3 protein-coding genes and 1 pseudogene are annotated in these 5227 nt (G+C 55.6%); all 4 read left to right on the forward strand.

The genetic code is table 11. The features are described from left to right. The coding region (locus tag HK28_RS06790) for a hypothetical protein (protein ID WP_233140405.1) at positions 1 to 1381 on the forward strand (1381 nt) is incomplete at its 5' end. Between the two features lie 283 nt (positions 1382 to 1664). Next, the gene (locus HK28_RS13745; protein ID WP_143217348.1) at positions 1665 to 2162 is read left to right on the forward strand and encodes a hypothetical protein; all 498 of its coding nucleotides are present in this window, start codon (positions 1665 to 1667) and stop codon (positions 2160 to 2162) included. Positions 2163 to 2367: 205 nt separating this feature from the next. Next, the gene (locus HK28_RS06800) at positions 2368 to 4053 is read left to right on the forward strand and encodes a recombinase family protein (protein WP_086643853.1); all 1686 of its coding nucleotides are present in this window, start codon (positions 2368 to 2370) and stop codon (positions 4051 to 4053) included. Between the two features lie 445 nt (positions 4054 to 4498). Beyond that, a pseudogene (locus tag HK28_RS06805) lies at positions 4499 to 5227 on the forward strand (IS5 family transposase); the annotation flags it as partial.

The raw sequence follows: 5227 nt of genomic DNA on the forward strand, positions 1-5227 counted from the left end.
GTCACGCCAACCGGTAACTCAAAATGCCAAAGTTAACGTGACAGCACCCATCGATCCGATAGGCTCCGGCACCAGCACCGACATCTGGGATGCCTGGATGGAATATCCGAAGAGAGCTCTTTACGCCCAATCGGCAAAACAGACTGAAAACCCGGCACGTGCTGGTGAATCGCAGCCCCCATTGATCGGGCCGAGTCTAAACTGGGAAGCTTATTTCCGCTTCCAACGGGAGATGGAACTCTGGCGCGTGCAGCATGAACTGGTGGGTGTCGAAAGAGAAGTCGGACGCCATGTTCCACGCTACGGATTTGAAGAATATCGTGCCATGCGCGCTGCCATTCTCGAAGATGCAGTCCGTTATATCGGCCGGTCACTCCATATCGCTGCTCGACTGGCACTGCATCATCCGGACATCCCGGTCTCGTGGAACCTCTGCTTTCATCTGTTCAGTAAGAACAGAAACTGCATTCCTCTCAACCGCGACATCGACGACTATTTCACTGAACCGAGCGCTCCCTCCCGGAGCGCTCGGGAACAGCAGCCGAAACCGAACGTCTTAAACACAGAAGATGTGGACCCATCAGAAAAGAGACAAAATAAAAAAGAAAACGGCGTCGTCAGCATTAATCACCTAAAAAATCTCAAGCGAATATTTATGCCCGTCGCGCATATCCTTGCCGCGATGGACGTCATCGCCTGCCGTGCCTATCTTCCGATTCTTCCGCCTGATTCGTCCTTCCTGCCCCATCATCCAAGTGAGGCAGAAACCGATAACCTATTGCGCGCAGGGCGGACATTCATGGATTTCCCGCATGACGACCGCCTGACCTTGGCGACACTCGGCTATGCCCTGTGGTTCCAGCAATGGGGCTTGGCGAAAACATCCAAGGGAAGCAGAAAAATGCTTTCACAAAATGAAATCGAGAGGCTGGAAAGCGACCTGCCTCTTCCGGAAATCACCAAAAACCATCCAGTCATCGACGTGTCCGAAGACCGGATTTTTCTCGAAGATCCCATCGGAAAAGACAAATATAAAGTATTTGATCCCTATGCGGAACTTATCGTTCCAAGGAAGGACCGTCCAACGCCCCCGCCAGAGGTGGGCAACCGAGCATTTGGGGAAGACCTCCTGACGATTCCAGAAGACTATCTGAGACAGTGGGACTCCGACAATCCTCTTCCTCCACTTGAAGCAGATGATTTCTGGATCAGGAAACCTACGACAACGAGTCCAGCGTCGCGGCGTGAAGAACCCAGAAAGCGGGCCCAAACGTTAGCGCCTCCAGCGCTGCTCCTTCCCCCTCTGCCTGACGATATCGTCGAAGAACTCAGAAGCTTCAACAACGTCGTCGGCAGCAGAGGAGACATCCGTCGATTTTGAATGTCAGAATTATGACCACAGTTCAATAAAAGCTCGCTCTATGTTCATCCGCTTACTCAGGCAGGGAGTGGATTTTTTCAGCGTCCAAAAGTGATTTTTCAGAGTCACTACGGAGAAAGCAAAAGCCGCGATCGGTCTCGATCACTGCTTTCCTGATCAAGCGCCTTATTACTCACGGATCGGCTTAGGGCATCCAAGCCACACCAAAAGTCCATGGACTCATGGACTGGTTGTGTCCTCCCCTTCCCTGGAAACTGCCTCCAGACGCATAGGAGACAGCAAAATGAGCCACAAGATCGGGCTAAGCTACCCACTCACCGTCCCACTGGTCGACTGCGAACGACTTTTCGGCTTCAGCTCCGCGACGGCTGCACGCCTCGCCATTCAAGGTGACATCGAGATCAAGTCATTCAGACGGAAGCTCATTGTCACCGAATCCGTTCGGGCAATGATCCTTCGGAAAATCCATGACGCCCCGCACCATGCCGGTTGCACGATACCTTTGGATTCCGTGATGTTGAAATATTATGGGATTCCTTCGCTCATTCACATGAGCCATATCCATAACTTCTGTTGCTTTTCCCGGAAGACTGCCTACCGTCTGGTCGAGAAATGCGAAATTCTTACCGTCAAGATCGGCGCTGCGCGCTTCATCGTCTCGGACTCGGTAGTGAATATCCTCTTCCACCAAGGTAGCAAACCAAAACCGGGGGCTGTCCACAAGGCTGCTCATCATGTGGAGCCAAACGCTTGCCTCTCTCAAGAAGGTGAGCCAAGGTGAGCGCCAATCAGCTAGGCTTTTCCGCGCCTTCCTCTCCGCTATCTGCAACCACCCCATCGTCGGATGGTTGTGCGCAGGCGCAACAGGATGAGCGTCTTCGATCGCTTGTCCGATTATTAGCCCGTCGAGCGGCGCGAGAATGGTTCGAGAGTCAAATGAAAGCCGCCCGAGCCAGGGCCAAATCACATGGAGACCGCCCGCCATGATTGGTGTCGCCCTTTATGCCCGCTATTCGTCCGACAACCAGCGCGACGCCTCGATCGCCGACCAGCTTCGGGTCTGCCGCGCCCACGCGGAGAGGCAGGGCTGGAGCATCGTGGAAGAGTATACCGACCACGCCATCTCGGGTGCGTCGCTGATACGGCCGGGCATCCAGGCGCTGATCGCGGATGCACAGCGCGGGCGGTTCCAGATCGTGCTGGCCGAGGCCATGGACCGCCTGTCCCGCGACCAGGAAGATATCGCTGGCGTCTTCAAGCGCATGAACTATGCCAGCGTGCGGATTGTCACCCTCTCCGAGGGAGAAGTCTCGCATCTGCATGTCGGCCTCAAGGGAACGATGAACGCGCTGTTCCTCAAGGATCTGGCTGCCAAGACCCACCGCGGCCTGCGCGGCCGGGTCGAACAGGGTAAATCTGGCGGCGGATTGTGCTATGGCTATGATGTCGTCAGGAAACTCGACGCCAACGGTGAGCCCGTCCGGGGAGACCGAACCGTCAACCCGGAAGAAGCTGCGACCGTACAACGGATTTTCCGCGAATATGCCGCCGGAAAATCAGCCAGGAAGATCGCCGTGGCTCTCAACGAGGCTCACATTCCCGGCCCGCGAGGCGGCGCGTGGGGCTTCTCGAGCATCAACGGCAACCGCGCCCGCGGCACGGGGATTCTCAACAATGAAATGTATATCGGCAAGCTTGTGTGGAACCGTCAGCAGTTTGTCAAAGACCCGGACACCGGCAAGCGGCAGGCCCGACCCAATCCTGAATCCGAACGCGTGATCCACGATGTCCCGGAACTGCGCATCATCGATCAGGCGCTATGGGATTCCGTCAAGGCGCGCCAGAGAACCCTTGAGGCCACCCCAGATACCCGAGACGGCGCCGATGACGGCCATTTCCGGAAGAAGCGGCGCCCGCGCTACCTATTCTCCGCCCTGAGCCAATGCGGTTGCTGCGGCGGCGGCTATTCCATGATCTCGGCCGATCTGATGGGCTGCTCAACGGCGCGCAACAAAGGCACTTGCGCCAACCGCACCAATATCCGGCGCGAGGAGCTGGAACGTCGCGTAATCTCCGCGCTCCGCCATCGCCTGATGAATCCGGAACTCTTCAAGGAATTTTGCAAGGCTTTCACGGACGAGATGAACCGGCTGCGCATGGAAGCGTCAGCTGACATCACATCGGCGCGGACAGAAATCCAGAAGATCGACCGTGACCTCGACCGTCTCGTCGATCTTATCCTCAAGGGCGGTGCTGCGGACCGGCTCAACGCCCGCATGGTCCAACTTGAAGCCCGCAAGAAGGAACTGGAGATCACACTCGCCGACGCAGAGGAACCGCCTCCCCTGCTGCATCCTGAGATGGCGAGTTACTATCACCAGCAGATCGACCGGCTGCATGAGGCTTTGCACGCCGAGCTGGACGACCGCCGTCAGGAGGCGGCCGAGATTATCCGCACGCTTATTGACGCGATCATTCTCAAGCCATTGGACGGGAATCTACAGATAGAGGTTTGCGGTGATCTGGCCGGGATCCTGAGGGTCGCGGCTGGAGACAGACAGAAGAGCACCCGCCGTGTGGCTGGTTCTTCTGCTGTTCGTGGATCACAATTTGAGATGGTTGCGGGGACACGCAAGCACCGATACCCACACTCACTTAAAATAGAAATATAATGATGAAATATCATGATGTTAACGCATAATCTCACGACAGATGTTCCACTTATCTCCGCCGCCCCGTAGACGGAACAGCCTCTCATGGGCGTAGCAAAACGATTTGCTACCAAGTAGGCTTGGATGAATATAAAGGCACTTTGCAATGCCGCGCTGAAGCCCACTACGGCGGTCTCACCTGCGTCAGTCACATACTAATCGAGCGCCTGCTCGACATCCCATTTAGCCTGTCAGCAAGGAGCGATCGGCCGGTCCATCATTCCTTCCGGTACGACGCACGCACTCGCGCAGCCATTCGAAATAGCCGGCATCCGCCACAAAGGTGGCGAGAGATGAGGCGCTTTCAATCATCAGTGCAAGCAAATGCTGCTAGGCTCAGGACCTGTTAATTTATTGAACTGAGCGAGACGTTGTGATTCACAGGCTTACCAATGGAGGTGAGGCTGTGAGTAACGTGTTTTTGCTGTCTGAGAGCCAGATGGAGCGGATTGAGCCGTTTTTCCCACTGGCGCACGGAGTGCCACGTGTGGATGACCGGCGTGTTCTGAGCGGGATCGTTTATGTGATACGCAACGGTCTTCAGTGGAAAGACGCCCCGAAAGCGTATGGTCCGCACAAGACTTTGTATAATCGCTTCATCAGGTGGAGCCGCCTGTGTGTCTTTGACAGGATATTTGTCGCCCTGACAGAACAGGCTGGCCGTTCGAAGCGCCTGATGATTGATACGACACATCTCAAAGCGCACCGGACATCGGCATCCCTGCTCAGAAAGGGGCTTTTCCCCGCCATATCGGGCGGACAAAAGGCGGCCTGAACTCAAAACTTCATGCCGTGTGCGATGGTCAGGGCAGGCCTGTTCGCCTGCATCTGACAGCAGGTCAGGTCAGTGACTTCAAAGGCGCAGACGTGCTGCTGGCAGATCTCCCCGACGAGACAGAAGAGCTCATCGGAGGACAGAGGCTATGACAGCAACAGGATCAGGTTATCACTTGCAGAACGTAATATCACTGCCTGTATTCCTCCGAAAAAGAACCGGAAATCAAAGCCGCCTTACGACTGGCATCTGTATAAAAAGCGCCATCTGATCGAAAACATGTTCGCAAAGCTGAAAGACTGGAGACGTGTCGCGACCAGATACGACCGCTGCGCTCATACTTTCATGTCCGCAATCCAC

Origin of the sequence: Acetobacter sp. DsW_063 (assembly GCF_002153745.1) — a bacterium.
Taxonomy (GTDB): Bacteria; Pseudomonadota; Alphaproteobacteria; order Acetobacterales; family Acetobacteraceae; genus Acetobacter.

Bases quoted from the DNA above. Each gene is read 5' to 3' on its own strand.
- HK28_RS13745 (WP_143217348.1), top strand. From the start codon at position 1,665: ATGAGCCACAAGATCGGGCTAAGCTACCCACTCACCGTCCCACTGGTC.